The following is a 25,886-nucleotide window of genomic DNA, read 5'->3' on the forward strand; positions in this document are numbered from 1 at the left end:
TATTGGCAGAAACACCAGGGTGCCCAGCAGGCGGCCGCTTCGCGACCGATCGCAGCCTGCGGCAGCGGCTACAGGGTTCGCGTTATTGCTCGGGTCAGGCCAACACACTGCACATCTGCAACGCCGAGCAATCGACGCTGAACGGGCCGAAGAACGCGGCCCTGGGCTTGGCTGGCGGGTTGCCGGCCAGCAGGCCCAGGACCTTGGCGGTTTCAATGTTGTGGGCGATGTTGTGATTGCATTCGATGGCCCGGGCCAGCGAGCCCGCCGAGCCCTGCCCTACCCCCAGCAAGGAAGCGCCATTGGTCATGAACGCCAGGAAGGCAATGACCCAGAACCCGCGTCCTTTCATAGCAGCGCCACTCCCGCATCCGGAATCTGTTCGGCGGCTTGCGCGCGGTGTTCGAACTGGATGGCCGGGTAAGCGACCTGGATCGGCGGTTGCACCGTCGACGGGGTCTGGGCCGAGAGGCTGACCAGGAGGACCATGGCCAGGTACAGGCCAATGGCGACATAGGCGCCGCGCTTGGCAGAGGTGAGGATTGAGTGGGCCATGATGGTCTCCGTGGGCATGTTTCAGTGCCCACAGAATCCGTTAAAAACGCCCGCCGCAAAAACAACCTCGGTGCATAGTCACCATCAGTTGGATTGATCGTTAGTCCGCGGCCAGTCAGTCCTCAAGCAGGGTCAGCATTCGCTCGCGGGAGGTTTCCGGCTCGCCTTCGACAGGCTGGGCAGCCGAAAGAATCGGGGTGGAATAGAGGAACAGAAGAACCACTGCCAGACGCATCGCCATGCTGTCGATCCTTGGAAAGGAGGAGTCAATTAATTAGCGTCAAATTTAAACATATGGCGATATGACATTACCAAGCTAATTTGTCTGGCATGGGGGAAAACGTCGCATACAGGTGATGCAGGAGCGACATCACTGCCGGTCCGCTGGATGAACGAGTCCATTCAGGGAAGCCAGTGACTTCGCTCCTGCATACCTGGGCGGTGCGGGGGATTTCAGTGTTGGATCTTGTGATCCAGTGCGGCGTAGAAGTTGGCGCTCTGTTGCAGGTATTTCTGGGTGTAGGTGTTGGTCGCGGATTTTTTCTCGCTGATTTCCACGTTGGCGCTGGCTGGCAGGGCCACGGTAGCGGAGATGGCGGAAGCGGCGATCACGGAGAAGAGATTGAAGTTCATTGGGTAACCCTCGTATGCAGTCGGCTTGTTTGCCCGGAAGCCTTGATGCGCCAGGCCGTGAAGCAAAACTACGCCCGAGGGTTGGCGGGTTGAAATTTTTTCCAGCAGTAGCAGATATCAGCGTCATTAATAGAAAGGCTCAGGCCCCGTCGACCGGGGCCTGTGGCTTATTGACGCACCAGGAACTTGATATCGCTGGGTGAATCGAACGGCAGTTTCTGCACGGTCTTGCCGAGGAAACCGGTCTTGGCGTCGCGCTCGATCACCACGATCTCGTTGCTCTTCTGGTTGCCGATCAGCACGTACTTGTTGCTCGGATCGAGGCTGAACTCACGAGGGTGATCGCCCTCCACCGAACGCCGCTGGATCTCCTTGAGCTGGCCCGTGGCTTCGTCGATGGCGAACACCAGCAACTGATTGGCCGTGCCGCGGTTGCTCACGTACAGGTACTTGCCGTCCTTGGAGGCATGCAGCGCGCCCGCTGCCTTCTTGTCCTTGCCGCCGTTGGTCAAGTCGAGGATCTGCTTCTGGGTCAGCTTGCCGTCCTGGTAATCGAACATCGCCACCTGGGCGCTCATTTCCAGGGTCAGGTAGGCGTGCTTGCCATCGGCGCTGAACAGCAGGTGGCGTGGGCCGCTGCCCGGTGGCAGCTCGACGAACGCCGGCTCGGCCGCGGTCAGTGGGCGTTCGGCGTTGGCCTTGGGGTCGTAGCGGTAGACGAAGATCTTGTCCGCGCCCAGGTCGCTGGCGAACACGAACTGGCCGTCCGGCGACGACACCACCGAATGCACGTGGGCCGCCACCTGGCGCTCGGGGTTGACCCGGCTGCCTGGGTGGCTGCTGAGCTGGACCACCGGCGACAGCTTGCCATCGGTACCGACCGGCAACACCGCGAGGCTGCCGCCCGGATCCGCGACCACCGAATAGTTGCTGACGAACAGGTAGCGGCCATCGCCGCTCAGGCTCGAATGCGTCGGCTCGTTGCCCAGGCTCTGCACCTGGTTGATCGGGTTCAGCTTGCGGCTCTTGGCCTCGATGCTGAAGCTGCTGACGCGGCCGATCGGGTCGGCTTGCCCCGGCCCGTTCTCATTGACCACGAACAGCTGCTTCTGGTCCTTGGACAGGGTCAGCCAGGACGGGTTGGCGCTCTTGACCACCTGCAGCGGCTTGGCCTCGATCTTGCCGGTGCGACCGTCGAACTTGAGGCGGTAGATGCCTTCGCTCTGGCCCTGGGTGTAGGAACCGACCAGCAGCTCCTGGGTCTCGACCGGCGCGGCCTGCACGGCCATGGCGCCGACACTGCCAGCCATCAGCAGTGGCCAGAAGTTACGCATCCTCATGTTCATCCTCCTCATCGTTACGGGCACTGAAAGCACTCATGCACACCAGGCGGTGCTCACCGGAGTCGCCGACGATGGTCCAGCTTTGCAGGGTGTCGTCGAAGGTCGCGGCGTTGACCTGGGCCAGGCTGAAACTCCAGCGCTTGGCCGCGCGGCCGTCCATGCATTCGATCAGCAGGCGCTGGTCGTCAAGGGTGAAGTCGAAGGCATGCAGCCCGTCGATTTCCAACATGTCGCAGGCTTGGAGGGCAGTCAGCAAAGTGTCTGTAGCGGCAGTCATGGCAGTCAGTCAGCAATGGAAAGCGGCCATGATAGCGGGTCCGGCGCGGCGCGGCTGTAGTGGCATTGCAAAGTTCGCACGAACCATTGCTACAAATCCTGTAGCCGCTGGCGCAGGCTGCGCCAGGAAGACCGCTGCGACCGTACCGGTCGATCGCAGCCTCGCGGGCTCGGCAGCGGCTACAGGGAGCGGTGGTGCCGGACCGGGCAATAAAAAACCGCGACCTGGGTCGCGGTTTTGCTTGGAGTTTCGAGGTTTAGTGGGCGAACAGCGAATGGCCCTTCTGCCCCGCCAGTTTCTCCGGCTTGATCAGGAACCGCGCCAGCGCCGGCAGCAGCCACAGCGCGCCGAACATGTTCCACAGGAGCATGAAGGTCAGCATCAGGCCCATGTCGGCCTGGAACTTGATGGCCGAGAAGATCCAGGTGGCGACGCCGATGGCCAGGCACAGGCCGGTGAACAGCACCGCCTTGCCGGTGGATTTCAGGGTCTGGTAGTAGGCCTCCTGCAACGGCAGGCCGGCGCGCAGGAAGCTTTCCAGGCGGCTGTAGATGTAGATCCCGTAGTCCACGCCGATACCCACCCCGAGCGCCACCACCGGCAAGGTCGCGACCTTGACGCCGATGCCCATGAACGCCATCAGCGCGTTGCCCAGCACCGAGGTCAGCACCAGCGGCAGGACAATGCACAGGGTCGCCGCCCAGGAGCGGAAGGTGATCATGCACATCACCGCCACGCAGATGTACACCAGCACCAGGATGGTCAGCTCCGAGCGCTTGATCACCTCGTTGGTGGCCGCCTCGATCCCGGCGTTACCCGCCGCCAGCAGGAACTCCAGGCCGTCCTTGTTGTGCTCCTTGGCGAACTCCTGCACCGCATGCACCGCGCGGTCGAGGGTCTCGGCCTTGTGGTCGTTGAGGAAGATCAGCACCGGCGCCAGCGAGCAATTGTTGTTGTACAGGCCATCGGCGCGGGCGATGGAGTTGTTCAGCACATCCGGGTTGCGCGACAGGGTTTCCCATTTCAGGTTGCCCTCGTTCATGCCCTTGATCATCTGCTTGGACACGGTCACCAGGGAAATCGCCGACTGCACGCCCTCGGTGTTCTGCATCTTCCACATCAGTTCGTCGATCGGCGCCATGGCTTCGTAGCGCGAGCAGCCTTCGGAGGCGGTCTTGACCATCACCACCAGCACGTCGGAACTGGTGGAATAGTTGTTGATGATGAAGTTGTTGTCCTTGTTATAGCGCGAGTCCGGACGCAGTTCCGGGGCGCCCTGGTCGAGGTCGCCGATCTTCAGGTTCTGGCTGTACCAGAGGCCGCCACCGAAGGCCAGCAGGGCCAGGAAGATCGACACCGGGGCGACTTTCGGGCTGGCGAAGTTCGACAGCAGGCGCCAGAACGGATGCTCGCGGGTAGCGTCCTTCTTGCTGCGCTCGATTGCACGCTTGCTGATGCCGACATAGGAAATCGCCACCGGCAGCAGGATCAGGTTGGTGAACACGATCACCGCCACGCCGATGGAGGCGCCGATGGCCAGCTCACGAATCACCCCGATGTCGATGATCAGCAGGGTGATGAAGCCCACGGCATCGGCGAGGATCGCGATCATCCCCGGCAGGAACAGCTGGCGGAAGGTACGCCGGGCGGCGGTCAGCGCGTTGTCGGCACCGCTGGATTGCAGGGCGATACCGTTGATTTTCTGCACCCCGTGGGAAATGCCGATGGCGAAGATCAGGAACGGCACCAGCATCGAATAGGGGTCGAGGCCGAAGCCCACGGCGTGCATCAGGCCCAGTTGCCAGACCACCGCCACCAGGGTGGTGATGAGCACGGCGATGGTGCTACGGATGCACCAGGTGAACCAGTAGAGCAGCACCAGGGTGATCAGGAAGGCGACGCCGAAGAACATCACCACCATGATCAGGCCGTCGATCAGGTCGCCGACCTTCTTGGCGAAACCGACGATGTGAATCTTCACATTGGGGTTCTGCGCCTCGAACTTGTCGCGGATCTTTTCTTCCAGCTCGTGGGAGAACTTCTGGTAGTCCAGGGCCAGCAGCTTGCCCTGGTCCTGCGGGTCCGGGTAGGACTCCAGCAGCGGAATGTCGATGATGCTCGACTTGAAGTCGTTGGCCACCAGGCGCCCGACCTGGCCCGACTTGAGCACGTTGTTGCGCAGCAGGTCGAGGCTGTCGGCCGAGCCGTTGTAGCTCTGCGGGATCACTTCGCCGCCGGCGAAGCCCTCCTCCGTCACCTCGGTCCAGCGCACGCTGGGGCTCCACAGCGACTTGAGGCCCGAGCGGTCGACGCCGGAGATGTAGAACACCTCGTCGTGGATCTGCCGCAGCGTTTCCATGTAGTCCTTGGTGAAGATGTCACCGTCCTTGGCCTCCACCGAGATGCGCACGGTGTTGCCCAGGTTCGCCAGGTCGTTGCGATGCTCCATCATCTTCTCGATGAAGGGATGCTCGAGCGGGATCATTTTTTCGAAACTGGTGGACGGCTTGATCAGCGTGGCCTGCCAGAACAGGAAAACGCTGACCAGCAGGCAGATGACGATCACTGCCGGGCGGTTGTTGAAAATCAGACGCTCGAGAAACGTCGCCTTGTCGGTTTGATGACTGCTCATGGAAGTATTCCCGCCTTCTTATTATTGGCCCGGCTTGCTTGCCCTGATTATTTTCCGAGATCGGCGCCATTCGACGAGGTCGAGCGTACACCGCCCTGCCCCGCCAGAATCAGGTTGCCATTGCCGGCTGCCGTCACCGCTGCCAGGGAGATCCGGTCCGGACGGTTGTAGACGCTGAAGGTCACGCCGTTGTCGGTGCTGCGCACCACGCTGCCGCCGTTGCCGACGATCACCAGCGAACCGTCGTCCAGCAGCGTGGCGCCGGACAGGCCGAATTCCAGGCTGCCGCGGGCGGCCTTGAGCTCGACCTGTTCCCAGGTGCTGCCGAAGTCGGTGGAGCGATAGAGATTGCCGCGCAGGCCGTAAGCCAGCAGCGTGGCGGGCTGGGCGGTGCCGATCACGCCGAAGAACGAACCTTCATAAGGGCCTTCGAGGCGTTCCCAGGTTTGTCCCCAGTCGGCGGAGCGGAACATGCTGCCCTGTTCGCCGACGATGAACAGGCCGGAATCCTTCACCGCGGCGATGGCGTTGAGGTGGTACTGGTCTTCGTTGTCCAGGCGGTCGCTGGCGTCTTCCCAGTGCTTGCCGCCGTCGGTGGTGGCCAGCAGCGCGCCGTAGGCACCCACGGCCAAACCGTTGCTGGTGTCCTGGAACCACACGTCCAGCAGCGGCGCTTCGCGCTTGAGGTCTTCGAATTGCTTGGTCCAGGTCAGGCCGCCGTCTTCGCTGGCGAGCACCTGGGCATCGTGGCCGACGGCCCAGCCGTGCTTGGCATCGACGAAATACACCGCGGTCAGCAGCTGCCGGGTCGGCACCTTGGCCTGGGTCCAGGTCTGGCCCTGGTCGTCGGAATAGAGAATGTGCCCACGATCGCCGACCGCGACCAGGCGCGAACCGGCATGCACGACATCGAGCATCAGGCCCTTGCTGGCCTTGGCCGATTCGGTGGAATAGACAGTGTCCGCCGCGGACGCGGCGGCCTGGACCGGGGCCGACAACAGGGCGACCCCCAACAGCGAGAGCGCTGTAGCCAGCAACGCAAATCTGCGCAAGGCCGGCGGGCGGCAGGAACTCACACCCATGACAGGCTCACTCATAGACCTTTCCCCCATTTATTATTGTTAGGTCGTTCAACCTTCAGGGCGCCGTTCGGGGCGGTTAGGACAATGTCCTGAAACCTGCAATCTAGAGCCCCTTCGGAAGCTGACCTATCCTATCGGGCTTTCGAAACGTCTGACAATCGACACCACGTTATCTTTTGTTAACCACTGCCCCGACCTGGAACCTGAATACTCCGGCATGCACTGGGGTGGGCGAGACCGATGCGGTGTAATAAGCGTAGCTGAGGCAGGAACACAAACGCCGCGGACTGCGCGCCTCCATCCCCAAGCATCTGCTCCAGATAACCGCGCAAAGACTGATTCAGGCCAGGGGCCGCGCCTCCTGGCTTTGGCTATGATGAGCAGCGTGGTCTGCGAGTCGGATGTCGGGAGTGAGCCATGATTGCCATACGCGAGGCGTGGAAAGCCGGATTGCTGGGACGCGCCCACTGGGCCCGCAACCTGGTGTCCGGGGTGATTGTCGGCGTGGTGGCGCTGCCCCTGGCCATGGCCTTCGCCATCGCCTCCGGGGTCAAGCCTGAACAAGGAATCTACACCGCCATCGTCGGCGGCCTGCTGGTGTCGTTGTTCGGCGGCAGCCGCTTGCAGATCGCCGGGCCCACCGGGGCCTTTATCGTGATTCTGGCCGGGGTCACCGCCAAGTACGGGGTCGACGGCCTGCAACTGGCGACCATGATGGCCGGGATCATCCTGTTCCTGCTGGGCATCAGCCGCCTCGGGGCCCTGATCAAGTTCATCCCGGACCCGGTGATACTCGGCTTTACCGCCGGGATCGGGGTGATCATCTGGGTCAGCCAGTGGAAGGACTTCTTCGGCCTGCCCGCCGTCGGCGGCGAGTACTTCCACCAGAAGCTCTGGCACTTGCTGCAGGCCCTGCCCGACCTGCACCTGGCCACCACCCTGCTGGCCCTGCTCAGCCTGGCGCTGTTGTGGGGCGTGCCGAGGATCGCGCAGCTCAAACGCCTGCCGGCGCCCCTGGTCGCCATGACCCTGGCCACGGCCTTGCAGTCCCTGTTCCAGTTCGACGGCGTGGCCACCATCGGCAGTGCCTTCGGCGGCATTCCCCAGGGGTTGCCGGCGTTGCAGTTCCCAGAGATCAGCCTGCCGCGGGTGCTGGACCTGATCGGCCCGGCCTTCGCCATCGCCATGCTCGGCGCCATCGAGTCGCTGTTGTCGGCGGTGGTGGCCGACGGCATGGCCGGCACCCGCCACGATTCCAACCAGGAACTGATCGGCCAGGGCATCGCCAACCTGGCCACGCCGCTGTTTGGCGGATTCGCCGCCACCGGCGCCATTGCCCGCACCGCGACCAATATCCGCAACGGCGGCAGCAGCCCGCTGGCGGGCATCACCCACGCGCTGGTCCTGGTGCTGATCATCCTGTTTCTCGCGCCGCTGGCGGCCAATATCCCGCTGTGCGCCCTGGCGGCGATCCTGTTCGTGGTCGCCTATAACATGAGCGAATTGCACCACTTCAAGCGCATGGTGCAACGGGCGCCCCGGGCGGACGTGGCGATCCTGCTGGCTACCTTTGCCCTCACGGTGTTCAGCGATCTGGTGATCGCGGTGAATATCGGGGTGATTCTGGCGATGCTGCATTTCCTGCGGCGCATGGCCTCCTCGGTGGAGGTGCAACAGGTGGTGGAACAGGACCTGCAACACGAGCTGCACGGCAACGGCCAGCTGCATCTACCGCCGGGAGTGCTGATCTACACCATCGAGGGGCCGCTGTTCTTCGGTGCCGCGGAGACTTTCGAGCGCGCGCTGGCGCAGACCCACAGCGACCCGCAGGTGCTGATCATTCGCCTGAGACACGTGCCTTTCATGGACATCACGGGCTTGCAGATGCTGGAGGAAGTGATAGGCCAGCTGCACAAGCGCGGGATCGTGGTGAAGCTGTGCGAAGCCAACCTCAAGGTCCACACCAAGCTTGAACGGGTCGGCATCCTGCACGCCATCGGCGCGCAGAACTATCACCGGGATCTGCCTGACGCACTACAGAGCATGAACCCTGGCGTCGCTCCCCCCAGCCCGACACCCCATCCTTTGTAGGCGTCGGGCCAGTTCCCAGGAGAGAGGGTCAGGCCAGGCTTTTGCTGACCACCTCGAACACATCGCTGGACAGCTCGCCGGAGGCGCGGATGCGTTCCAGCTCGCCCTTCATCAGCACCTGGCGGGCGCTGTCGTATTTGCGCCAGCGGGTCAGCGGCGCCAGTTGCCGCGAGGCGATCTGCGGATTGAAGCCGTTGAGCTGGATCACCAGGTCGGCCAGGAAGCGGTAGCCGGAGCCGTCCGCGGCGTGGAAGTTGATCAGGTTCTGGCCGGCGAAGGCGCCGATCAGGGCGCGCACCTTGTTCGGGTTCTTGATGTTGAACGCCGGGTGCTGCATCAGCGCCTTGACCCGCTCCAGCCCGCCCGGCAGGGTGCTGCCGGCCTGGACGCTGAACCACTGGTCCATGACCAGGGCGTTGTCCTTGAAGTGCTCGGCGAACACCGCCAGGGCCTTGGCCTTCTCGGCCTCGAACGGCGAGTTGACCAGCACCGCCAGCGCTGTCAGGCGCTCGGTCATGTTGTCGGCGGCGTCGAACTGTTCGATGGCCGCCGCCAGCACTTGCGGCTTCTCGGTGAGCATCAGGTACGACAGCGCGATGTTTTGCAGGGCGCGGCGGGCAAAGTGCGCGGACTCGGCGACATAGTCGGTGCTCCGGGAGACCTCGCGATTGGCCTGGTAACGCCTCCACAGCCCGTCGAACAGGCTGTCGGCCAGTTGCTGGCGGGCGAACTCGCGCGCCGCGTGAATGGCCTCGACATCCGCCACTTCGCTGATTTCGGCCAGGTAGGCCTCGCCCGGCAGCGAGAGCATTTCCGCGACCATGGCCTGGTCCAGGCTGTCGTCGGCCAGCAGCGTAGCCAGCGCGGTGACCAGACGCTGGTCCAGCACCAGTGCCTGGCCCTGCTGATGCTGGGCAATCAGGTCTTGCAGCACTTGAACCGCCAGTTGCTGGCCGGCGTCCCAACGGTTGAAGCCGTCGCTGTCGTGCTGCATGAGGAACATCAGCTGGTCGCGGTTGTACGGGAAGCTCAGCTTCACCGGCGCCGAGAAGCCGCGCAGCAAGGACGGCAGCGGTTGTTCGGCGATGTCGACGAAGGTGAAGGTCTGCTCGGCTTCGGTCACCGAGATCACCCGCGAAGTGCCTTGCGCGGCGGCTTCGCCGGCCAGGCGCAGGGCAATGGCCGCGCCCTTGGAGTCCAGCAGGCCCAGCTCGACCGGAATCACGAACGGCAGCTTTTCCACCTTGTCCGGGGTTTGCGGGCAGCTCTGACGGAAGGTCAGGCTGTAGGTCTTCGCCGCCGCGTCATAGGCTTCGCTGACCGCCAGGCGCGGGGTGCCGGCCTGGCTGTACCAGCGCTTGAACTGGGCGAGGTCGATGCCGTTGGCGTCTTCCATGGCCTTGACGAAATCGTCGCAGGTCACGGCCTGGCCGTCGTGGCGCTCGAAGTACAGGTCGCTGCCCTTGCGGAAGCCTTCGGCGCCCACCAGGGTGCGGATCATGCCGACCACTTCCGAGCCCTTCTCGTACACGGTCAGGGTGTAGAAGTTGGAGATCTCGATAAAGCTTTCCGGGCGCACGGCGTGGGCCATGGGGCCGGCGTCTTCGGCGAACTGGTGGGTGCGCAGGTAAGCCACGTCCTGGATGCGCTTGACCGTGCGCGAGTTCATGTCCGAGGAGAAACCGGCATCGCGGAACACCGTGAAACCCTCCTTGAGCGACAGCTGGAACCAGTCGCGGCAGGTCACGCGGTTGCCCGACCAGTTGTGGAAGTATTCGTGGGCGACGATCGCCTCGACCCGCTGGTGCGCGGCGTCGGTGGCGGTCTCGGCGCGAGCCAGCACGGCGCTGGAGTTGAAGATGTTGAGGCCCTTGTTCTCCATGGCGCCCATGTTGAAGTCGTTGACCGCGACGATCATGAAGATGTCCAGGTCATACTCACAGCCGTAGGTCTGTTCATCCCAGCGCATGGACTTCTTCAGGCTGGTCATGGCGTGCTGGCACTTGTCGATGTTTTCCGGCTCGACATAGATGCGCAGCGCGACCTCGCGCTGGTTCATGGTGGTGAAGCTGTCCTCGACGCACCACAAATCGCCCGCCACCAGGGCGAACAGGTAGGCCGGCTTCATGAACGGGTCTTCCCAGGTCGCCCAGTGCCGGCCGTCTTCGCCCGGCCCGCTGGCGATCGGGTTGCCGTTGGACAGCAGCACCGGATAGCTGTGCTGCTCGGCCACCACGGTGGTGGTGAACTTGCTCATCACATCCGGGCGGTCGAGGTAGTAAGTGATCTTGCGAAAGCCCTCGGCCTCGCACTGGGTGCAGAACATGCCGCTGGACTTGTACAGGCCTTCCAGGGCGGTGTTGCTTTCCGGGTGGATCTTGACGCTGGTGTCGACGGTGAAGGATTCGCTGGTCGGCTGCAGGGTCAGGTGGTTGGCGCTGAGCTGGTAATCCGCGGCCGTCAGCTCGCGATCGCCCAGGGACACCGACAGCAGCTCCAGCTGCTGGCCGTCGAGCACCAGCGGCGGCAGGCCGACACCGCTCTCTAGACTGCGGGCCGGATTGCGGCGCATCACCAGTTGCGCATGGACCAGGCTGTGGTCCTCGAACAACTCGAAGGTCAAGTGTGTTTCGTCGATCAGGTACTCGGGCGCCTGATAGTCCTTCAGATAAATCATCTTCGGTTGTTCGGTGCGCATGCGTCGAATCCTTCTACTGATGCACGGCGAGCTGGTAGGCCGTGTATTTACGAATGTTGATCACGCCGGTATCGAAGATCAGGTACTGGCCCTTGATCCCCAGCAGCGTGCCTTCGGCAATCGGGTTCTTGTCCAGGTTGAAGCTGACGATCTTGGTCGGGTATTGCTCGACCGGGTAACGGATCTCGATCGGCTCGACATCGCTGACCGGTTGGATCGCCTGCAGGCCGAAGCGCTCCTGCAAGGCGCGCAGGCCCTCGGCGCAGGAAGCGAACAGCTGGTCGCGCACCTGCACCAGGTCCACCGACTCGGCATCGCCCTTGAGCAAGGCGCGCCAGTTGGTCTTGTCGGCCACCTGGGTGCGGAACAGGTCCTCGACGAAACCGGACTGCTGGCGGGTCGCCACGCGCATGATCGGCAGCGCCTGGCTGGCGCCCTGGTCGAGCCAGCGGGTGGGCAACTGGGTGGCGCGGGTGATGCCGACCTTGATTCCCGACGAGTTGGCCAGGTACACCACATGGTCGGTCATGCAGAACTGCTCGCCCCATGACGGCTCGCGGCAGGTGCCGGCGTCGTAGTGGCAGCGTTCCGGGCTCATGATGCAGACATCGCACTGGGCCAGTTTGGTCATGCACGGGTAGCAGTAACCCTGGCTGAAGCTGGTCTTGGTCTTGCGCCCGCAATGGGTGCAGTGGATCGCCCCCAGGTACTCCAGGCGCACGGTGCTGCCGATCAACGGATTGACCGGCACCTCGGTGTCGCCAAGACGAAAGGCGTACTGGACATCCGCCCCGTCCAGGCGCGCCGACATTTTACTGATGGAGCCACGGCCAATTTCGATCAATGGATGGCGTCCGACTTGAACAGGATGTTCGGTACTTCGATCGACTTCGACGCACATTCTTGCGGGCCCATGTAGCCAGTGCGCTGCTCTTCGGGCAGGTTCTGCATTTCCCAGGCGATCATCGCCTGCAGGGACAGCTCGCGCTGCTCGGCGGTGAGCTTGCGGCCATCGGACCATTTGCCGATCTCTACCGCCAGTTTCAGGCTCTGGTAGATGTCCGGGGTGATGTTTTCAATCATTTCAACAAACGACGACATAAGCGGTCTCCAGCATTAGAGGGCCAGTTTACGGCGACTGTACAAGCCGCCCAACAAACCTGTGAGGCATCCGACGAGCAACCCGCCGACGTGGGCGGCGTTGGCGATTTCACCGAAGCCGATCACCGAGATCAGCCCCGACATACAGATCAGCAACCACACCAGCATCATCGCCAGGACTCCGCGAGGCAGGCGATAGGCCGGGTTGGGCGAAAGCAACTGATAGATCCAGCAATGCCCGAGCAGGCCGTAGAGCACGCCGGACAGGCCGCCGAACAGGCTCGGCCCGCTGAACAGGTATTGCGCGTAGTTCGACACCAGGCTGAACAGCAGCGTCAGTCCCAGCAGGTTGATGCTGCCCTGGCGCTGTTCGATCCGCCGCCCCAGCTCCCAGTACCACATGCCGTTCATGGCGATGTGCAAGAAGCCGAAGTGGATCAGCATCGGCGTGACCAGGCGCCACCACTGCCCCGCCGCCAGGCTGTCGGCCAGGGGCGTGAACTGGATATAGTCGCCGACCACGCGGAACTCGAGGAAAGTCAGCCAGCGCAGGGTGCCGAGGTTCTCGCCGAGCAAAGTCAGGGCGGCGACGATCAGGCTCAGCAGCAGGATCAGCGCGGTGGCCGGGCTACGGCGCAGTTGCTCGACGAACCCCGGACGACGCAGGGCGGCGCCGGCCTCGGGGATGTCCAGTTGTTGCTCGGGGTCGCCCGCCGGAAAACGCTCGTACAACGAACGCACGTCCTCGCTGATAGCGTCCGGCACCCAGAGCACCTGCTCCCCCGCCTCCTCGCTGACCCGGTGCGGCACCTGCATGCGCTGCAACAGTTTGACGAAGCCACTCAGGTCCACATTCAACGGCAGACGCAATACCGCAACAGCACTCATGGCAGGGACTCCTCCGGCCGCTCGACATAGACCCAGACGAATTTGTCCGGGTCCAGGCGGGTTTCCTGGTCCAGGCGATAAGCCACCAGCTTGCCATAGAGCACCGCGCTGTAATCCAGGCAGGCCAGGTTCGAGCGAATCGGCGCCGGTTTGCCGCTGCGCCAGTAATGGCCGACGAACAGCAACGGCTCATCGACGCCGTAGCGCAGCAGGTTGTTTTTCTCCGCCGAGGACAGCGGCGTGCGGGCCACCGGCTCGGGCAGCGCATCGGGCTGGAACACGATGTCGCCGTAGGTCTGCGGGTCGTCTTCCCAGAACTTGGTGCGGAAGAACGAACGGGTCAGGCCATCGCCGCTGGTCATGGTCAGGCCATGGGGCAGGCGCATGTCGGTGCCGCGCAGCAGGCGGTCGAACACGTTATTGGCGAAGCTGCCATGTACCGCCGAGGCCTGGAGGAAGTGCTCGTCGATGCAGCCATCGGGGTATTGCGCCCGCAGCGGCTCGATCAGGCCGGCGTCCCAGCAGGCATGCACCACGCGAAAACGCCCGGCGTCGATGAACAGTGGCATCTGGTAGAACCAGTCGAGGAAATCGTGCCAGTCCTTGGGGTACTGCTCGAATTGCGCCAGGGTCTCGTTGATCAGCCGGGCATGGCGCGGCGTGTGTTCGCGCACGAACTGCCTGCTGCTGCCGGGCGGTGCCGGGGTGACCCAGCCCAGGGCGTTGAACTCATGGTTGCCCATGGCGCACAGCGCCTGGCCGGCCTCGACCATGTCGTGGACAATGTGCAAGGCTTCGCGGATCCGTGGGCCGCGGTCGATGATGTCGCCGAGGAACACCGCCATGCGCGACGGATGCCGCCAGACGCCACCCTGCTTGCGATAACCGAGCTTGTCCAGCAGGTGCTCAAGGGTCAGGGCGCAACCGTGCACGTCACCGATCAGGTCGTAGCTACGCGCGGGATCGAGCATCAGTCGCCTCCACCACCCAGTCGACTGCCCCAGCCGAGCTTGGTCCGGCAGACCTCGTAATAGTTGTGGTCCAGCGGATGGATCAGGCGCAGTTTCTGCGCCTTCTTGCTGACGGTGATGGTGTCACCGGGGGCACAGGTGAAATGGTTCTGCCCGTCGCAGGAAACCTGCGGGTAGATCTGCATATCCTTGGACACGACGATTTTCAGCTCGCTGTTGCCATCGACCACGATCGGCCTTCCCGACAAGGTATGGGGGTACATCGGCACAATCACAATGGCGTCGAGCTTGGGATGCATGATCGGCCCACCGGCGGACAAGGCGTAGGCGGTGGAGCCGGTCGGCGTGGCGACAATCAGGCCGTCGGCCTTCTGGCTGCAGACGAACTGGCCGTCGATGTAGATCTCGAACTCGATCATCCGCGTCGACTTGCCCGGGTGCAGCACCACATCGTTGAGTGCGTCGCCCTGGCCGATGGCTTCGGCGTGGCGCCGTACTTCGGCCTGCAGCAGGAAGCGGTTTTCCACCAGGTAGTGGCCGTCGAGGACCTCGGCGACCTTGACCTCCAGCTCGTCCGGGCGAATGTCGGTGAGGAAGCCCAGGCTGCCCCGGTTGATCCCCAGCACCGGAATGTTGTGGCGCGCCAGGGCGCGGGCCGCGCCCAGCAGGCTGCCGTCGCCGCCGACCACGATCACCATGTCGCAGACTTCGCCGAGCAGCTTGCGCGAGGAGGTCTGCAGGCCGTGGCCGGGCAGCACTTCGGCGATGGTGTCTTCGAGGATCACATGCAGGTGGCGGGCGAGCAGAAACTTTTTCAGTCGGCGAACTGTGTCCAGCACCTGGGAACTGCCCAGGCGACCGATAATGCCGATATTGCGAAATTGCTCCATGGGGCTCCTGCAGGGGTTCTGGGACGGGCAAAGCAGAGATTATGGGCGAAAGCCGGCCATAGACAAAATCCTTTCAGCCTCGACGTTAGGCGCTATGCTCGCAGAATGATCCTGTTTCCCGGCTTGCTCGACCTCCCCCGCCAGTTGCGCCACCCCGAAGTGCGCGACCTGGCCTGGGTCATCCTCGCGCCACCGATGCTCGACGAGACGCCCTGGCCACAGCGCCATCCGCTGGCCGGCAGCGACTGGGTGCAGGCACCGCAGTTGTTGGCGCATTGGCTGCATCAGCTGGACCAGGACGGCCGCGCCCTGCGCCGCTGGCTGGCCCTCGGGCCGACCAAACGCCTGGGCCTCTACTACGAACGCCTGTGGCAATTTGCCGTACAGCACGCGCCCGGCGTCGAGCTGCTGGCGGCCAACCTGCCGATCCGTCGCGCCGGCCACACTCTGGGCGAACTGGACATGCTGCTGCGCGATCGCGACGGCATTCACCATCTGGAACTGGCGATCAAGCTCTACCTCGGCCCGCAACATGGCAACGGCACGAACACCGCGTTGTGGCTGGGCCCCGGCTGCCACGACCGCCTGGACCGCAAGCTGGCGCACTTGAACGAGCACCAGTTGCCGATCTCCGCCCGCGCCGACAGCCTGGAAGTGCTGGCGGCCATGGATATCCAGGACTTCAGCGCCCACCTGTGGCTCGGCGGCTACCTGCTCTACCCCTGGCCCGGCACCACGCAACCACCCCGCGGCGCCCACCCGCAGCACCTGCGCGGGCGTTGGCTGCACCAGCGCGACTGGCCGGCCTTTATCGCGCAAAGCCCGCCCGGACGCTGGCAACCCTTGCCACGCCAGGCCTGGCTGGCGCCAGCGTCCTACCCGGCGGAACAAACCTGGAGCGCCCCACAATTGCAAGCCTGGCTGGAGGAACTCGACCCGCACGCCCCGGCGCAGCTGCTGGTGCGCCTGACGGAAAACCGTGTCGGCGACTGGGAAGAAGCCGAACGCCTGTTCCTGGTGGCGGACCTCTGGCCGAATGTGCCGGGGACGGCTTGAGCCGCCCTCAGAACATCAGCGCCCTCACATCACCGACAAACGCAGGGCCAACGCCGCCAGGGTCACCAGCAGCACCGGCAGGGTCAGCACGATGCCGACCTTGAAGTAGCGGCCCCAGCCGATATGGATATCCTTGCGATCCAGCACATGCAGCCAGAGCAAGGTGGCCAGGCTGCCGATCGGGGTGATCTTCGGCCCCAGGTCGCTGCCGATCACGTTGGCGTAGATCATCGCGTCCTTGACCACGCCGCTGGCCTGGCTGGCGTCGATGGACAGCGCGCCGATCAGCACCGTCGGCAGGTTGTTCATGATCGATGACAGGACCGCGGTCAGCAGCCCGGTGCCCATGGCCGCGCCCCAGATGCCGTAGTCGGCGAAGCGGTCGAGCCAGCCGGCCAGATGGGTGGTCAGCCCGGCATTGCGCAGGCCGTACACCACCAGGTACATGCCAAGGGAGAAAATCACGATCTGCCACGGCGCTTCCTTGAGCACCTTGCGCGTGGAGATCTTGTGGCCCTTGGCCGCGATGCCCAGCAGCAAGGCCGCGCACACCGCCGAAATCGCGCTGATGGGAATGCCCAGCGGCTCCAGGGCAAAACAGCCCAGCAGCAGGATGATCAGCACCCACCAGCCGGCAACGAAGGTAGCCTTGTCGTGGATCGCGCTGGCGGGCGGCTCCAGTTCCTTGGGGTTGTAGGCCTGCGGAATGTCGCGGCGGAAGAACCACAGCAGCACCGCCAGGGTCGCGGCCACGCTGACCAGGTTCACCGGCAGCATCACCGCGGCGTACTGGTTGAAGCCGATATTGAAGAAGTCTGCGGAAACGATGTTCACCAGATTCGAGACCACCAGCGGCAGGCTCGCAGTATCAGCGATGAACCCGGCGCCCATGACGAACGCCAGGGTCGCGGCCCGGGAGAAGCGCAACGCCAGCAGCATGGAGATCACGATCGGCGTGAGAATCAGCGCCGCCCCGTCGTTGGCGAACAGCGCCGACACCAGCGCCCCCAGCAGCACCATGAAGGCAAACAGCTTGCGTCCGCTGCCCTGCCCCCAACGCGCCACATGCAAGGCGGCCCAGGCGAAAAACCCGGCCTCGTCGAGCAGCAGGCTGATGATGATCAAGGCCACGAAGGTGCCGGTGGCGTTCCAGATGATCTGCCAGACCACCGGGATATCCGTCAGTTGCACCACCCCGAACAGCAACGCCAGCACCGCGCCGAACACCGCGCTCCAGCCCACGCCGAGGCCCTTGGGCTGCCAGATCACCAGGGTAATGGTCAGCAGGAAAATCAATGAAGCAGTCAGCATGCCGGGCAGCCTTGAACAGGAAAAGTGAGGTGGATGGGAATTCAGCAGCAGCGCACGGGGCGATCGGCCATGGTCTGCAAGCGTTGCAGGTCAGCCTGCAGCCAGGGGCTGTTGGCCTCCAGCGTGTCGTGCAGCAGCGTGGTCACCCAGGGTGACAATTGCGGGTGCAGCCGGTAGTAGATCCATTGCCCCTGGCGGCGATCGGCCAGCAGGCCGCAGCTGCGCAACAGCGCCAGGTGCCGGGAGATCTTCGGCTGGCTCTGGCCCAGGGCGGCGGTCAGCTCACAGACACACAACTCGCCTTCGCGGGTCACGAGCAAGGCGATGCGGCTGCGGGTTTCGTCGGCAAGCGCCTTGAACAGCTCGGCGGGGTTGAGAGAATCGGACACCAGGGCCACTCCAGGCAGTTGGAGCGGCGAATATATGAATATTCAGATATACGGTAAAGCGCTTTTCTCACAGCGACAGGAATTCCCATCACCCGCGGAAGCCGGCTGGCCGACTCCCGCGGTGCCAGGATCAGAGTTTTTTGTGCTGCTCGACCCACTGCGCGTAGGCATTGATGAACTTCTCCAGGAACGGCTTGAGCGACTCGGACAGCTTGCCCGCCTCGTCGAAGGCCGAACCGGCGCCGCTCAGGTAGGCTTCCGGCTGCTGCATGCACGGCACATTGAGGAACACCAGGGACTGGCGCAGGTGGTGGTTGGCGCCAAAACCGCCGATGGCGCCCGGGGATGCGCTGATCACCGCCCCCGGCTTGCCGTTCCAGGCGCTCTTGCCGTAGGGGCGCGACCCCACGTCGATGGCATTTTTCATCGGTGCGGGAACCGAGCGGTTGTATTCCGGAGTGACGAACAGCACGGCATCGGCGGCGCTCACCTGCTCGCGGAACGCCTTGTAGGCCGCTGGCGGGTCTACATCGATATCTTCGTTGTAGAGCGGCAGGTCGCCGATCTCGACAATCTTCAACCGCAGGTTGGCCGGCGCCAGTTCCGCCAGGGCCAGCGCCACTTTCCGGTTGATCGAGGCCTTCCTCAGGCTGCCGACCAGTACTGCAATCGTGTAGACGTTGCTCATAGTGCATTCCCGACTTCTGGTTGAGGAGGCTGGTAGTTATAGATGATCCACCCCGATCACAGCCACCTTGCCCCAGGAAATTCCACGGGGTTTTCCAGGCCCTTATTCCACTGCACCTCAGTCGCGTTCAGGGCCGCGGACTATTTTTTTCCCATCGCTAAACTTACTTCGCCCAGACACGGTCTACAGGACCGCAAATTGAGTGTTTTATCTCCAGAGGCTCTAAAGATGGCAGCAGTACTCGTCGGACAATTTCATGCAAGGGATGCGGAAGGCCGTGTCTATTCGGTGCATGAGTTCCAGGAATCCACTCCCTCGCCAGAGGGCATCGCCGGCTCGGAGCCCGTTACCACCTATCGCCTGGCCATTGGCGACCGCGTCAACAAAATGGACGACAACCAGTTCCTCCTCGTGCAATCGGGCATTACTCTCATTCGCGAACCCGAGACCATCCTTCCTTCATAACGTGCCGTTATGAGCAGAAGTCATATGGGCGGACATGAGTTAGGATTCAGTGTGAATCCCTCACCGGCTGGACATGGACTTCAAGCATGCGTTTACGTCATATCGAAGTGATTCAGGCGCTCCTGCAAACCGGACACCTGGGCACGGCCGCCGAGCTGCTGCAACTGCCGGTGGCCGAGGTGGAAACGCTCCTGCGCGACGCCGAAAGCCAATCGGGTTTCATGCTCTTCGCCAGTGTTCGCGGACGCCTGCAAGCCACCCGGGAGGCCCGCGAGCTGCAGCCGGCGATCGCTACCCTGTATGACGCCTTCGAACCCGTGCAACGCCTGGCCGACAGCCTGAAGCAATACCAGGCGCCGCCCTTGCGCATCATCGGCACCCCGCCCCTGGCCCAGCAACTGTTGCCACAGAGCATCGCCGCCCTGCGCCGGCGTTTTCCCGATACCCCGTGCAACCTCGCCAGCCAGAGCACCCGCGACATGGTCAAGAGCCTGTTGCTGCGCGAAGGCGACCTGGGCCTGAGCCTGCACAACCCCGACCACCCCGATATCCAGTGCGCCGCCCTGGCCCAGGGCAAGCTGCAACTGCTCGCCCCTCACGGCTGGCTGCAACCGAAACAGAAGTACATTTCCCTGCAGGACCTGGCGGGCCAGGCCATGGTTGGCCTGGAAGGCCAGGACCCGCTGAGTGTGACCCTGGACAGCAAGCTGCAGAACCTGCGCCCGAGCCCGACGATCCACACCCGGGTACAGACCCACCAGATGATGCGCAGCATGGTCGAGGCCGGCGAAGGCCTGGCGATTGTCGACCCCTTCACCGCCCTCGGGGCGCGCGAGGGTGGCCTGGACGTCTGCCCGCTGTCGCCACCGATCCCGGTCACCCTCTATGCCCTGACCCGCAGCGGCAACCCGTCCTCGCCGACCCTGGAGGCGCTGCTGGAAACCCTCACGGAAAAGGCTGAAGGCATGCTGGCCGGCTAGACCCCGGCTTCCCGTGCCAGCTCGTCGTTGAACAGCCGATACCAGAAAATCGCCACCTCGGCCGTGGTCGGATCGATCCCGCGGTAACGCAGATGATCGATGCCGCCGACCACATAACCGCAGCGCTCATAGAGCCGGCAGGCCCCCAGGTTGTTGTTCTGGGTCTCGAGCATGATGCCCGGCAGTTTTTTCTTGCGGCTCCAGAACTGCGCCACATCCAGCAAGGCCTTGGCCACCCCGTGGCGCCGCGCCGGCGCGTGCACCGCCAGCTCGTCGATATGGGCGTAACCGTTCCAGTTGGTGCTGACCACCACATGGCCGACCGGCTCGTCGTCCAGGTAGGCCATGAACACCGCGCTGTCGGCGGCATCGCGATAGCTGCTGAATTCTTCGGGGTCGATGCCGTAGCACTTGCGGTACGGGATGATGTGATGCAGTGGCCACTTGGCCACCGACTGCCCGCTCTGTGCCTGGGCATAGGCGCTGACTTCGAAGCTGAAGTCGCTGCCCCAGACATACGCGGCGAAACCGTCGTCGGCGACGCGCACCGACAGGCCGGGGTACTTGGGATTGATCATTGGCTGCATAGCGGGAAACGTCCTCAAACCTTGATGCAATCGACGGTGTACTGCCGCCCATTGCCTTCGTCTTCATGCTGCAATCCATGCACATCCGCGACAAAGCCGGGAAAGCTGCTATCGAACGTACGGGCGAAAGCCAGGTAATCGATGATCGAGCGGGTCGATTCGGTAAAGCGCTCGCCCGGCATGATCAGGGGAATACCCGGCGGGTACGGCACCAGCATCACCGCCGCCACCCGCCCGGCGAGGGCATCGATGGACACCGCCTCGACCTCGCCCCGCACCAGCTGATCGTAGGCGTCGGCGGGCTTCATCGCCACCTCGGGCAGCACGGTGTACATGCGCTTGAGGTGCTTGGCCGTGGCATTGCTGCGGTAGCAGGCATGCAACTGATCGCAGAGGTCGCGCAGCCCCATGCCCTGGTAGCGCACCATGTCCTGCCGGGCGATGCTCGGCAGGCAGGCGGCGAGGCTGACATTGGCGTCGTAGTTGCGCTTGAACTCCAGCAACTCGGTCAGCAGCGTACTCCACTTGCCTTTGGTGATGCCCATGGAAAACAGCACCAGGAACGAATACAGGCCGGTCTTTTCCACCACTAGGCCACGTTCCCAGAGGAACTTGCTGACCACCGCCGCCGGTATCCCGCGCTCGCTCAGGGCACCGCCAGCAGTGAGCCCGGGCATCACCAGGGTGACCTTGATCGGATCCAGCAGTACATAATCATCGGTCACCCCGGCGAACCCGTGCCACTCCCCTTCCGGCTCCAGCAGCCAGTCCTCGGTGCTGACCTGGTCGATGCCTTCCACCCGCTCCGGCTGCCAGATGGAAAACCACCAGTCGTCCGCGGCGATGTGCTGGCGCAGGTTGGCCAGGGCGCGACGGAAGCTCAGGGCCTCGTCGAACATTTCCTGCAGCAGCGAGCGCCCCGCCGGCCCTTCCATCATCGCCGAGGCCACGTCCAGCGAAGCGATGATGCTGTACTGCGGCGAGGTGGAGATGTGCATCATGAAGGCTTCGTTGAAGCGGTCGCGGTCCAGCTGCCGGGCGCCGCCGTCCTGCACATGGATCATCGAGGCCTGGCTGAAGGCTGCCAGCAGCTTGTGGGTGGAATGGGTGGTGAACACCAGCGGGCTGTCGGCGCTGCGCGAGGTGCCCATGCCGTAGCGCCCCTCGAAGAACTCATGGAAGGCCGCGTAGGCGTACCAGGCCTCGTCGAAATGCAGCACCTCGACGCTGTTGCCCAGGCTCTGCTTGATCAGCTCGGCGTTGTAGCAGAGGCCGTCGTAGGTCGAGTTGGTGACCACCGCCAGCTTGACCAAGGCCTGCCGCCCCTGGGTCAGCGGGTTGGCGTCGATCTTGGCCTGGATCGACTCGCGGCTGAATTCGCTCAGCGGGATCGGGCCGATGATCCCCAGCTCGTTGCGCTCCGGACAGAGGAACAGCGGGATCGCGCCGGTCATGATGATCGAGTGCAGCACCGACTTGTGGCAGTTGCGATCCACCAGCACCAGGTCATCGCGACCGACCATGGAATGCCAGACAATCTTGTTGGCGGTCGAGGTGCCGTTGATCACGAAAAAGGTGTGGTCGGCGCCGAAATTGCGCGCGGCCCGCGCCTCGGCTTCCGCCAGGGGCCCGGTATGATCGAGCAGCGAGCCCAGCTCCGGGACCGACACCGACAAGTCCGAACGCAGGGTGTTCTCGCCGAAGAACTGATGGAACGCCTGGCCCACCGGGCTTTTGCGATAGGCCACGCCACCGCCGTGCCCCGGGGTGTGCCAGGAATAGTTGGAGTCCGCCGTATGTTGCACCAGCGCCTTGAAGAACGGCGGCAACAGGCCATCAAGGTAATTGCGCGCCGCCCGCGCCACCTGCCGCGCCAGAAACGGCACGGTGTCTTCGAACAGGTAAAGAATGCCGCGCAGTTGATTGAGCTCGCTCATGGCGTCGGCCGGGGCGTTTTCCAGGGTCACCTGCTCGCCCAGGGCGAAGATCGGCAGGTTCGGCGCGCGCACCCGGGCCAGGCGGATCAGTTCCACCATGTTCTGCAGCAGGTGGGTGTTTTCCCCGGCGCCTTCGGCGGCGATCAGCATGCAGGCCAGGCCGTGATGGGTCGAAGCCACCAGGCGCCCTTCGGCATAGTCCACCGCGGAAAAGATGCTGAAGCCTTCCTGCTCCAGTTCCCTGGCGATCCCCCGCACCCGGTCGCCGGCCACCGTGTCGGCCTTGATGTCGCGATGCACGATAAGGACGGGGAATTTCAGGTCTTTGTACATGGCACCAGGCATCCTGAGGCGGCGGACAAGGGCCCGCCAATCACCTCAGGGTAGAAGCTCGGGGGCCGGCGCGGAACCCCGTCAACGACCTCTTGTAACAAAAGGTCGCCCACGAACAACTACTGTTGCTGGGCCTTGGCCTCGGCCAGTTGGGTCCAGAGCGCCGGAGCACCGGCGGATTTGGCGATGATCTCGAGACGCACCTGGTGCTCGGCCAGTTCGGCTTCGCTGGCGCGAATGACCCGCCCACGCTGGCGATCCGCCGACAGACGACGGATTTCGCTGGCGCTGTTGCCCGAACCTTCGCTGCCGTTGCCGTCCGAGGCGTTGCCGGCCAGGGACAGGCTGGTCTGGCCGCCGGTCATGGTCAGGTAGACGTCGGCGAGAATCTCCGAGTCGAGCAAGGCGCCGTGCAGCTCACGACCGGAGTTGTCGACGTCATAGCGCTTGCACAAGGCATCGAGGCTGTTGCGCTGGCCAGGGTGACGTTCCCGGGCCATCAACAGGGTGTCGAGGATGGTGCAGTGCTGAGTGATGTCGGCGCGGTCGTGCTGGCCTATCAGGGCGAATTCGTTGTTGATGAAGCCAACGTCGAACGCCGCGTTGTGGATGATCAGCTGCGCGCCCTGGATGAATTCGAAGAACTCGTCGGCGACTTCGGCGAAGCGCGGCTTGCCCACCAGGAACTCGTTGGTGATGCCGTGGACGCCGATCGCGCCCTCGTCGCTCTCGCGATCCGGTTGCAGGTAGACGTGGAAATGCCGACCGGTCAGGCGCCGTCCGATCAACTCGACGCAACCGATTTCAATGATCCGGTGGCCGTCGGTCACCGGCATGCCGGTGGTTTCGGTATCGAGTACAACAGATCTGTTGGCCATCAGGGGTCAGTTCTCAACGGTGGAAGTCTTTCAAGGCGCGGGATTTTAGCACGCTCTCGCGGCATGACACGCATGGCGGATTCGCCTGGCTCCGGCGTGCGCAGTTTTTAACAATCATTCGCAAAGCTCATGCAGTTTGCCGCACAGGGGCTTGTTAGGGTGCGCGACGATATTTCCAGCGGACTCCACCCTGCCATGACCACCTGCAAAACCCGCCTGACCTTTCTGCTCTGCGCCTGCCTGTTCGCCGACATCGGCCAGGCCACCAGCCTGGTGATCAGCACCGACATCACCATGAGCCTGGCCTTGAGCACGACCGAAGGCAGTTCGAAAGCCACCAGCTCGTTCAAGGACGACAAACTGGTGCTCGCCGCCAAGACCGATGCCACGGCCTTTGTCGCCAGCGCCGGCGAGATCCGCGGCGCCCAGCTGGAAGCGGCCATGCGGCACATTCGCCAGACGCTCGGCAACCCAGGGTACTCAGACCTGCAACTGGCCAGCGCCATCCTTACGCTTTGATCGCCCCGAAACAGGGCCACTAATTCACCCCGCACACCACGCGTTTCTTTAAATGAGCAAGGTCATTGCGCTACCGTACGGCCCACTCAGGCGGGCGGGGCTGGCACCCGGCCTTGCACTCATTTCCAGGAAACCACCCTCCCATGCTCGAGACTCGGCAGAGGCTCCCACTGCTGTTGGCCGCGGCCTTCATCGGTGGCTGCTCCTCCCTTCCGGCGACTGCCCCCGACGCTGGACCACAACCCTTGATCGTCGCCCATCGCGGCGGCGCCGCGGACTTTCCCGAGAACACCCTGCTGGCCATCGACAACGCCCTGCGCAACGGCGTCGATATGCTCTGGCTGACAGTGCAGCTGAGCCGCGACGGCGTGCCGGTGCTGTATCGACCGGCGGACCTGAGCGCCAATACCCCGGCATCCGGCGCAATCAACGAGAAAACCCTGGCGCAGTTGCAAATACTGAATGCCGGCTGGAACTTCAAACAGACCGCGGCCGATGGCCAGGTGACATTTCCCTATCGCTCCCAGGCGGTGACCATCCCCTCATTGCAGCAGGCGCTGGCGGCGATCCCCGGCTCCGTGCCGGTCATTCTCGATATGAAGGCCCTGCCCGCCGCACCCCAGGCCCAGGCGGTCGCCCAGTTGCTGGAGCATTTGCATGCCTGGAACCGGGTGCTGATCTACTCCACCGATGCCGGCTACCAGCAGGCCTTCGCGCACTATCCGCAGGCGAGGCTGTTCGAGTCCCGGGACAACACCCGCGATCGCCTGGCCAGCGTCGCCCTCGCCCACAGCTGTACTACGCCGCCGGCGCCAGCCAGCTGGGTGGCTTTCGAGTACCGGCGCCCGGTGCAGTTGGTCGAGACCTTCACCCTGGGCGAGACCCGTTCCAAGGTAGATGCCCGGTTGTGGACGCCCGCGGCGGTGAAGTGCTTCCAGTCCCGGGGCAAGGTGCGGATGCTGGCGATCGGGGTCAATACGGCCGAGGATTACCAGGCGACCGTCTGCCTGAAGATGGACGCGGTGCTGGTGGATTCGCCCCGCGCGATGCGGGAAATGAAGCAGCGGCTCGAACGGCCGCTGCGTTGCGACTGACTACCCGTTCAGGGCATCAGGCCGGCTTGTAACCGCGTACCTCGTCGACGCCGCGGTTGGCCAGTTGGTCGGCCCGTTCGTTGCCGTGGTGGCCGGTATGGCCGCGCACCCATTTCCAGGTGACCTGGTGGCGGTTGACCTGCTCATCGAGCTGCTGCCACAGGTCGGCATTTTTCACCGGTTCCTTGGCCGCGGTTTTCCAGCCACGCTTTTTCCAGTTGGCCATCCACTCGTTGATGCCCTTCATCACGTACTGCGAGTCGGTGACCAGGATCACCTGGCACTCGCGCTTGAGCTCTTCCAGGCCGCGGATCGCCGCCATCAGCTCCATGCGGTTGTTGGTGGTGTTGGCTTCGCCGCCCCAGAGTTCCTTCTCCACCCCCTTGAACACCAGCAGTGCGCCCCAGCCCCCCGGGCCAGGATTGCCCTTGCAGGCGCCGTCGGTGAAGATTTCTACGCTATCGCTCATGCCAGACTTCCAATCGAAA

The 25,886-nt window shown here is 63.7% G+C and carries 27 protein-coding genes; 6 read left to right on the plus strand and 21 right to left on the minus strand.

The window, feature by feature from the left end; all coding sequences use genetic code 11:
- Positions 1 to 94: 94 nt before the first annotated feature.
- The 8 genes from H0I86_RS18425 to H0I86_RS18455 form a co-directional block, all read right to left on the minus strand.
- On the minus strand, positions 95 to 352 hold the full coding sequence (locus H0I86_RS18425) for a hypothetical protein (RefSeq protein WP_180921602.1): 258 nt from the start codon (positions 350 to 352) through the stop codon (positions 95 to 97).
- The gene (locus H0I86_RS18430; protein ID WP_180921603.1) at positions 349 to 555 is read right to left on the minus strand and encodes a hypothetical protein; all 207 of its coding nucleotides are present in this window, start codon (positions 553 to 555) and stop codon (positions 349 to 351) included. The genes H0I86_RS18425 and H0I86_RS18430 overlap by 4 nt, the downstream gene beginning before the upstream one ends.
- Before the next feature lie 115 nt (positions 556 to 670).
- Positions 671 to 796, minus strand: a complete 126-nt coding sequence (locus H0I86_RS32220; RefSeq protein ID WP_007923222.1) for a hypothetical protein — start codon at positions 794 to 796, stop codon at positions 671 to 673.
- 212 nt (positions 797 to 1,008) lie between these two features.
- Positions 1,009 to 1,188, minus strand: a complete 180-nt coding sequence (locus H0I86_RS18435) for a hypothetical protein (protein WP_007923220.1) — start codon at positions 1,186 to 1,188, stop codon at positions 1,009 to 1,011.
- A gap of 167 nt (positions 1,189 to 1,355) precedes the next feature.
- A complete protein-coding gene (locus H0I86_RS18440; RefSeq protein WP_180921604.1) occupies positions 1,356 to 2,528 on the minus strand; it encodes a lactonase family protein in 1,173 nt (390 codons plus the stop codon).
- On the minus strand, positions 2,515 to 2,808 hold the full coding sequence (locus tag H0I86_RS18445; protein ID WP_038579469.1) for a DUF5629 family protein: 294 nt from the start codon (positions 2,806 to 2,808) through the stop codon (positions 2,515 to 2,517). Before H0I86_RS18445 ends, H0I86_RS18440 begins: the two co-directional genes overlap by 14 nt.
- 256 nt (positions 2,809 to 3,064) lie before the next feature.
- Entirely contained in the window at positions 3,065 to 5,440 is a 2,376-nt protein-coding gene (locus H0I86_RS18450; RefSeq protein WP_180921605.1) for an efflux RND transporter permease subunit, read from the minus strand.
- 47 nt (positions 5,441 to 5,487) lie between these two features.
- Positions 5,488 to 6,537, minus strand: a complete 1,050-nt coding sequence (locus H0I86_RS18455) for a WD40/YVTN/BNR-like repeat-containing protein (protein WP_180921606.1) — start codon at positions 6,535 to 6,537, stop codon at positions 5,488 to 5,490.
- Between the two features lie 402 nt (positions 6,538 to 6,939).
- On the opposite strand from H0I86_RS18455, the gene H0I86_RS18460 reads away from it, so the two are divergent.
- Positions 6,940 to 8,613 (plus strand): SulP family inorganic anion transporter, encoded by a 1,674-nt coding sequence (locus tag H0I86_RS18460; protein ID WP_180921607.1) that lies wholly within the window; start codon positions 6,940 to 6,942, stop codon positions 8,611 to 8,613.
- 28 nt (positions 8,614 to 8,641) lie between these two features.
- Here the strand turns inward: H0I86_RS18460 and pepN are convergent, their stop codons facing one another.
- From pepN to H0I86_RS18490, 6 genes are read right to left on the minus strand one after another with little or no spacing between them, the layout of a single operon-like run.
- A complete protein-coding gene (pepN, locus tag H0I86_RS18465) occupies positions 8,642 to 11,311 on the minus strand; it encodes an aminopeptidase N (RefSeq protein WP_180921608.1) in 2,670 nt (889 codons plus the stop codon).
- A 13-nt stretch (positions 11,312 to 11,324) separates the two neighbouring features.
- Positions 11,325 to 12,155: a DUF2797 domain-containing protein gene (locus tag H0I86_RS18470; protein WP_124354951.1), complete on the minus strand. Its 831-nt coding sequence runs from the start codon at positions 12,153 to 12,155 to the stop codon at positions 11,325 to 11,327.
- Positions 12,152 to 12,412 (minus strand): YeaC family protein, encoded by a 261-nt coding sequence (locus tag H0I86_RS18475; protein WP_007920905.1) that lies wholly within the window; start codon positions 12,410 to 12,412, stop codon positions 12,152 to 12,154. Before H0I86_RS18475 ends, H0I86_RS18470 begins: the two co-directional genes overlap by 4 nt.
- Before the next feature lie 15 nt (positions 12,413 to 12,427).
- Positions 12,428 to 13,300 (minus strand): rhomboid family intramembrane serine protease, encoded by an 873-nt coding sequence (locus H0I86_RS18480; RefSeq protein ID WP_038579484.1) that lies wholly within the window; start codon positions 13,298 to 13,300, stop codon positions 12,428 to 12,430.
- Positions 13,297 to 14,274, minus strand: a complete 978-nt coding sequence (locus tag H0I86_RS18485; RefSeq protein ID WP_180925870.1) for a metallophosphoesterase — start codon at positions 14,272 to 14,274, stop codon at positions 13,297 to 13,299. The genes H0I86_RS18480 and H0I86_RS18485 overlap by 4 nt, the downstream gene beginning before the upstream one ends.
- Positions 14,271 to 15,161, minus strand: coding sequence for an NAD(+) kinase (locus H0I86_RS18490; RefSeq protein ID WP_007920913.1), 891 nt, complete (start codon positions 15,159 to 15,161; stop codon positions 14,271 to 14,273). Before H0I86_RS18490 ends, H0I86_RS18485 begins: the two co-directional genes overlap by 4 nt.
- A 105-nt stretch (positions 15,162 to 15,266) precedes the next feature.
- On the opposite strand from H0I86_RS18490, the gene H0I86_RS18495 reads away from it, so the two are divergent.
- Positions 15,267 to 16,217, plus strand: coding sequence for a DUF1853 family protein (locus tag H0I86_RS18495; RefSeq protein ID WP_180921609.1), 951 nt, complete (start codon positions 15,267 to 15,269; stop codon positions 16,215 to 16,217).
- Positions 16,218 to 16,241: 24 nt separating this feature from the next.
- Here the strand turns inward: H0I86_RS18495 and H0I86_RS18500 are convergent, their stop codons facing one another.
- From H0I86_RS18500 to H0I86_RS18510, 3 genes are all read right to left on the minus strand, one after another.
- On the minus strand, positions 16,242 to 17,528 hold the full coding sequence (locus H0I86_RS18500) for an arsenic transporter (protein WP_180921610.1): 1,287 nt from the start codon (positions 17,526 to 17,528) through the stop codon (positions 16,242 to 16,244).
- A 41-nt stretch (positions 17,529 to 17,569) separates the two neighbouring features.
- Positions 17,570 to 17,917 carry a metalloregulator ArsR/SmtB family transcription factor gene (locus tag H0I86_RS18505; RefSeq protein WP_038579491.1) on the minus strand — a complete coding sequence of 116 codons (348 nt, stop codon included), beginning with the start codon at positions 17,915 to 17,917 and terminating at the stop codon, positions 17,570 to 17,572.
- Positions 17,918 to 18,047: 130 nt separating this feature from the next.
- Positions 18,048 to 18,605 (minus strand): NADPH-dependent FMN reductase, encoded by a 558-nt coding sequence (locus tag H0I86_RS18510; RefSeq protein WP_180921611.1) that lies wholly within the window; start codon positions 18,603 to 18,605, stop codon positions 18,048 to 18,050.
- 228 nt (positions 18,606 to 18,833) lie between these two features.
- Here H0I86_RS18510 and H0I86_RS18515 point away from each other — a divergent pair, with 228 nt between their 5' ends.
- Positions 18,834 to 19,070: a hypothetical protein gene (locus tag H0I86_RS18515; RefSeq protein WP_025809195.1), complete on the plus strand. Its 237-nt coding sequence runs from the start codon at positions 18,834 to 18,836 to the stop codon at positions 19,068 to 19,070.
- Positions 19,071 to 19,156: 86 nt separating this feature from the next.
- The gene (locus H0I86_RS18520; RefSeq protein ID WP_180921612.1) at positions 19,157 to 20,050 is read left to right on the plus strand and encodes a LysR substrate-binding domain-containing protein; all 894 of its coding nucleotides are present in this window, start codon (positions 19,157 to 19,159) and stop codon (positions 20,048 to 20,050) included.
- Here the strand turns inward: H0I86_RS18520 and H0I86_RS18525 are convergent.
- From H0I86_RS18525 to dnaQ, 3 genes are all read right to left on the minus strand, one after another.
- Positions 20,047 to 20,637, minus strand: coding sequence for a GNAT family N-acetyltransferase (locus tag H0I86_RS18525; protein ID WP_180921613.1), 591 nt, complete (start codon positions 20,635 to 20,637; stop codon positions 20,047 to 20,049). The genes H0I86_RS18520 and H0I86_RS18525 overlap by 4 nt on opposite strands.
- Before the next feature lie 14 nt (positions 20,638 to 20,651).
- The gene (gene ldcA / locus H0I86_RS18530) at positions 20,652 to 22,907 is read right to left on the minus strand and encodes an Orn/Lys/Arg family decarboxylase (RefSeq protein WP_180921614.1); all 2,256 of its coding nucleotides are present in this window, start codon (positions 22,905 to 22,907) and stop codon (positions 20,652 to 20,654) included.
- A 119-nt stretch (positions 22,908 to 23,026) separates the two neighbouring features.
- Positions 23,027 to 23,785 carry a DNA polymerase III subunit epsilon gene (gene dnaQ / locus H0I86_RS18535; protein ID WP_180921615.1) on the minus strand — a complete coding sequence of 253 codons (759 nt, stop codon included), beginning with the start codon at positions 23,783 to 23,785 and terminating at the stop codon, positions 23,027 to 23,029.
- A 195-nt stretch (positions 23,786 to 23,980) separates the two neighbouring features.
- Here dnaQ and H0I86_RS18540 point away from each other — a divergent pair, with 195 nt between their 5' ends.
- Both H0I86_RS18540 and H0I86_RS18545 read left to right on the plus strand, forming a co-directional pair.
- Positions 23,981 to 24,304: a DUF2388 domain-containing protein gene (locus H0I86_RS18540; protein ID WP_180921616.1), complete on the plus strand. Its 324-nt coding sequence runs from the start codon at positions 23,981 to 23,983 to the stop codon at positions 24,302 to 24,304.
- A gap of 143 nt (positions 24,305 to 24,447) precedes the next feature.
- Positions 24,448 to 25,398, plus strand: coding sequence for a glycerophosphodiester phosphodiesterase family protein (locus tag H0I86_RS18545; RefSeq protein WP_180921617.1), 951 nt, complete (start codon positions 24,448 to 24,450; stop codon positions 25,396 to 25,398).
- 16 nt (positions 25,399 to 25,414) lie between these two features.
- On the opposite strand, the gene rnhA is transcribed toward H0I86_RS18545, so the two are convergent.
- Entirely contained in the window at positions 25,415 to 25,867 is a 453-nt protein-coding gene (gene rnhA, locus H0I86_RS18550) for a ribonuclease HI (protein ID WP_180921618.1), read from the minus strand.
- Positions 25,868 to 25,886: the final 19 nt, after the last annotated feature.

The sequence above is a fragment of the Pseudomonas chlororaphis subsp. aurantiaca genome, from assembly GCF_013466605.1.
GTDB classification, from domain to species: domain Bacteria; phylum Pseudomonadota; class Gammaproteobacteria; order Pseudomonadales; family Pseudomonadaceae; genus Aquipseudomonas; species Aquipseudomonas chlororaphis_I.